Here is a 4,099-nt window from a genome sequence, read left to right on the forward strand (position 1 = left end):
ACCTTGACGATGGTAGGGGCGGACGTCGCCGGCCGCCGTCGGCCTTCACGCGACCAGCGGCCTGACCGGTAGGTGATCATGGTGAACTTCAGCAGCGGTGTCGCGCCTGGTGGCCGATGCGGTGCGTGCTGCGAGGGGAGGGAAGCTGCCTCAGCAGTCGGCTGGCCGTAGCGGTGAGCTGGCTTCTAGAGCTGTGAGGACGTTGGTGGTCTAGCGTTGGTTCATGGTGCTCTTCGTGATCGTCGCGGTCTTGGTGGTCCTCGTGGGTGTCCTGACTCACTGGCGTTGGGGGCTGCGCAGCGGCCTCGACCGCGCGAGTCGTGCGGAGGCTCCTGCACGCTCCGACGTCGCGGAGCGGGCTCGGGTCGCGCAGGAGATTGGTCGTCAGATCGACACCGGTCGCGACGCCGGCTACCGCGCCACGTCCAACCTGCCGCCGTCCCTCTGACCGACACCTTCGTCCCTCGTGAGTCGACGCTCTTGCTGACCGGCGTCCTCACGGGGCGGTGTCGCTCAGAGCATGCGCAGGTCGGCGTCGACCGACGCGGTCAGACGACGGCTGGGTGCATCACCGCGCCCAGCACGTCGGGTACCCAGGTCTCCAGCAGCGACAGGAAGCCGCCGTAGCCGCCGGCGACGCGCCCCCACCACGCGCCCGCGGCAGTGAACGCCACCGCCGCCAGTGACAGCGCCCACCAGGTCTTGGTCGTCACCATGGTCCCGGTGCAGCGGTCGAAGCGGCGAACGGTGGAGGGCAGGTAGCGCCCTGCGTTCTCGCGGCTGCGTCGGTAGGCGGCAGTGAGACCCAGCAGCACGGACATCGAGTCCTGGGCAGGAGCTTGGCAGGTCAGCCAGCTCAGGCAGCACCGGATGATCATCCGCTTCTCGGCAAGACCGCGCGGTCCGTCACGGCTGACCGCCAGGCCGGGGTGCATCGTTTCGCAAGAGCGGATGCATCCCGTGATGGTGGCTGTAGCGGTAGCTTGGTGATGACCAGGTCCCCAACCCGAGGTGGTGCATCGTGGTCATCGGTGTCGTTCTCCTGGTCGTGTTCGCGGTGCTGACGCACCTCGCATCGTTGCGGATCGAGCGTCACGAGCGTCGTACCGGTGCCCGGTCGACACCGTGGGTCGGGGGCTGGGGCGGCTGACATCGCCGCTGCTGCGACCGACGTACTTCACGTCGGGCCGCGCCATCCCTCAGGGAGGGAAGGTGTGCGGCGCGGGTGCAGTGCGGTCACCCACACGTCGAGCAGGACCGCATGGTCGATGACGGCCTGGTCAGCGACACGACCGCGCAACTGAGGTCACCTCAGCGGCGGGTCACCGGTGGCCGCATGTCCGACCGTTCTCGATCTGTCGGCTGAGCTCACGTGCGGCCCGTGCGCGTTCCCCGACGTCCTGGTCAGCCGAGCGGTCGAGTCGCCGCCGAGCACCCAGCGCCAGGAGATCAGCAGGAGGCAGACGACCGGCACGCCCACGACGACCCATGTCATCCAGCCGAGGTAGTGGATCGTGGCAGGACGAGCACGTCCGCTCTTCAACATGCGAGGGCGTAGCGACCCGCCCATGATCGCGCACTGAGCGGTCCATGACCGTGCAGTGCGTCGAGTCGGCCGGAGGACCGGGCGCTCCGTGTCGCCGACGGCGTCGCTGAGGATCATGCTGGGGGTCCACAGTTCGCGCCTGCAGCTCACAGGGAGTCCTTCGTGAAGATCGCTGTCATCGGCACCGGCCAGTTCGCCCGGAGCTTCATCGCCCTGTGGCAGCTGCACCCCGACGTCGAGGAGGTGTGGGTCACCGACGTCGTCCCCGAACGTGCGCAGCAGCACGTCGAGACCCACGGCCTCGCTGGGTCCTTCGACAGCTTCGAGGACGCCTTGGCCTCCGACGTCGACGCCGTCGCCATCATGACGCAGCGCTGGTCGCACGGTCCGCTGGTCCGCCAGGCGCTGGCCGCCGGCAAGCACGTCTACTCCGCTGTGCCGATGGCGACCACGGTCGACGACGTCGAGGCCATCGTGGCCGCGGTGCGCGAGACGGGGCTCGTCTACATGATGGGCGAGACGAGCTACTACAACCCCGCGACCGTCTGGGCCCGCGAGCACATCGCGACCGGTGAGTTCGGCCGGGTGTTCTACGGTGAGGGCGACTACGTCCACGACATGGACAACGGGTTCTACGCCGCCTACCAGTACAGCGGCGGCGAAGACTGGAAGGAGACGGCCAGCTACCCGCCCATGCTCTACCCGACCCACGCCGTCGGTGGGGTGCTGGGGGCTTGGCCGACCTACGCCGTGAGCGTCAGCTGCACGGGCATCACCGACACCCGAGGCGACGGTGTCTTCGACAAGGCGGTCTCGCGCTGGGACAACGACTACTCCAACATGTCGGCGCTCTTCGAACTCGCTGACGGAGGGGTGATGCGGACCAACGAGTTCCGTCGGGTCGGGTACTGGAACGGTCCCGAGTCGCGGTTCCGCTTCTACGGCACCGAGCAGGTCATGGAGCAGTCCGTCACCAGCACGGTCGTCACGGTCAAGAGCGAGGGAGAGGACTACCACAAGGGCAAGACCCTCGACATCAGCGACGAGCTGCGGGCCGGTGAGCACTCCGACGTCCCCGAGGACCTGAGCGACATCGACCCTGCGCTGCTGAGCAGCTTCCGATCCGGTACCGCGAAGGTGCACGACCGCAGCCGGCTGCCGAAGGAGTACGAGGGGGCGCCCAACGGCCACGAGGGGGCGCACCACTTCCTGGCCGATGACTTCGTCGTGGCGGTGCGTGACCGCGTCCACCCGCCGGTCAACGCGTGGGTCGCGGCCCGGTTCACCCTCCCGGGGATCATCGCCAACGAGTCCGCCAAGCAAGACGGCGCACGGCTTCCCATCCCAGACTTCGGCGACCCGGTCTGATCAGCGCCACCTCGCACCTCGGCGTGCGGGCGTCCGCGTGGGTGGTCGGTGGTGGGTCGGACATGCAGCGCGGGACATCTCGTCCGTCGGCGCGGACGTTGCCCGTCGCGCTGCACTCAGAGCCGTCGTGGCGGCACCTCCAGTCGATGGCGATGCCGGCGGCCGCGGCGGCGTGGGCAGACCGTCCCCGGGGCGCCCCGACGGGAACACCACCCACCTCGGCCTCACGCGGTTCTTCCTGCCGGAACGCTGGTGTCGGTACCGCGTCGTAGGCTCTGCGGTGTGATCCGACGATGAGCAAGCTCGACGCCCAGCGGGCGATGCGCGAGGCCAACTACGCCCGCAACAGCGGCCGTCGCGCAGCGGCGGCCGCGGAGACGTCAGTGGCCCCGGCCGCTCGTGCGTCACAGCCGGGCCGAGCCGCAGGAGCTGCTCCGGTCGCACCCGAGGGTGAGCGGTGCGGGCACAAGTCCATGAACGGCCGGGCGTGCTCCCGCGAGGCGGCACACCCCGAGAAGAACCACCGCTACAGCTGACTGCCATCCGCGACGACGGCAATCGTCGGACCTGTCGTCGGTGGATCCGGCCGCGTCGTGACTGCCGCCAGCTCGGCACCACTACCAGCCGGGGTCACACCATCAGCAACCGCCATGAGCGCCGAGCCCGGGTCGTCGCCGCCAGGACGCGGGGGAGCGGCACCACGAGAGATCACCGTGACCACCTCGGGATCCACTCGCAGAGGCAGCGCCTCGGCTGGGGCAGCGACAGCGATCAGCGCGGGCAAAGCACCCTGGACGGTGGACAGCAGGCCAGGGTGGCGGCGACGGTAGCCGCGTCGACGACGGGGACGCCCAGTCGCGAGGCCAACGGCGCCAGAGCCGCAGGTGATAGCAGCACTCACACGCCGGCACGACGACAGCGGGCCAGGTAGCGGTGCTGATCCTGCGCGACGACAGGGGGCGCCCGTCGTTCGAGGCTCGTCCCGCGACGCCCCGGCGAGTGCCTGCAGGAGGTGGGGTGTCCGTTCTCATCCGCTCTGTCAGAGCCGCATGGCCTGACCTGCGGTGGGACAGGTCGCGTGCGACGTCTGGCGGCCTACTTGTCTCATCCAACCTGTCCTAGTCGAAGATCGTTAGGACCCGCCGGGGGAGGGGAGCGGGGTGTCCACGACCGCGCGGATCGCGG

Annotated in this window: 3 protein-coding genes; 2 read left to right on the forward strand and 1 reads right to left on the reverse strand. The window is 69.4% G+C overall.

Annotation, left to right across the window (positions count from 1 at the left end):
• The first annotated feature begins 223 nt into the window (after nucleotides 1–223).
• Nucleotides 224–448 (forward strand): hypothetical protein, encoded by a 225-nt coding sequence (locus GTR02_RS20290; protein WP_166609291.1) that lies wholly within the window; start codon nucleotides 224–226, stop codon nucleotides 446–448.
• Between the two features lie 100 nt (nucleotides 449–548).
• Here GTR02_RS20290 and GTR02_RS20295 read toward each other — a convergent pair whose 3' ends face one another.
• The gene (locus tag GTR02_RS20295; protein ID WP_205709707.1) at nucleotides 549–935 is read right to left on the reverse strand and encodes a hypothetical protein; all 387 of its coding nucleotides are present in this window, start codon (nucleotides 933–935) and stop codon (nucleotides 549–551) included.
• Between the two features lie 773 nt (nucleotides 936–1,708).
• Between GTR02_RS20295 and GTR02_RS20300 the strand changes: the two genes are divergently transcribed.
• On the forward strand, nucleotides 1,709–2,914 hold the full coding sequence (locus tag GTR02_RS20300) for a Gfo/Idh/MocA family oxidoreductase (RefSeq protein ID WP_166609293.1): 1,206 nt from the start codon (nucleotides 1,709–1,711) through the stop codon (nucleotides 2,912–2,914).
• Nucleotides 2,915–4,099 lie beyond the last annotated feature (1,185 nt).

It is taken from the genome of Kineococcus siccus (assembly GCF_009906795.1).
In the GTDB taxonomy this organism is placed as follows: Bacteria; Actinomycetota; Actinomycetes; order Actinomycetales; family Kineococcaceae; genus Kineococcus; species Kineococcus siccus.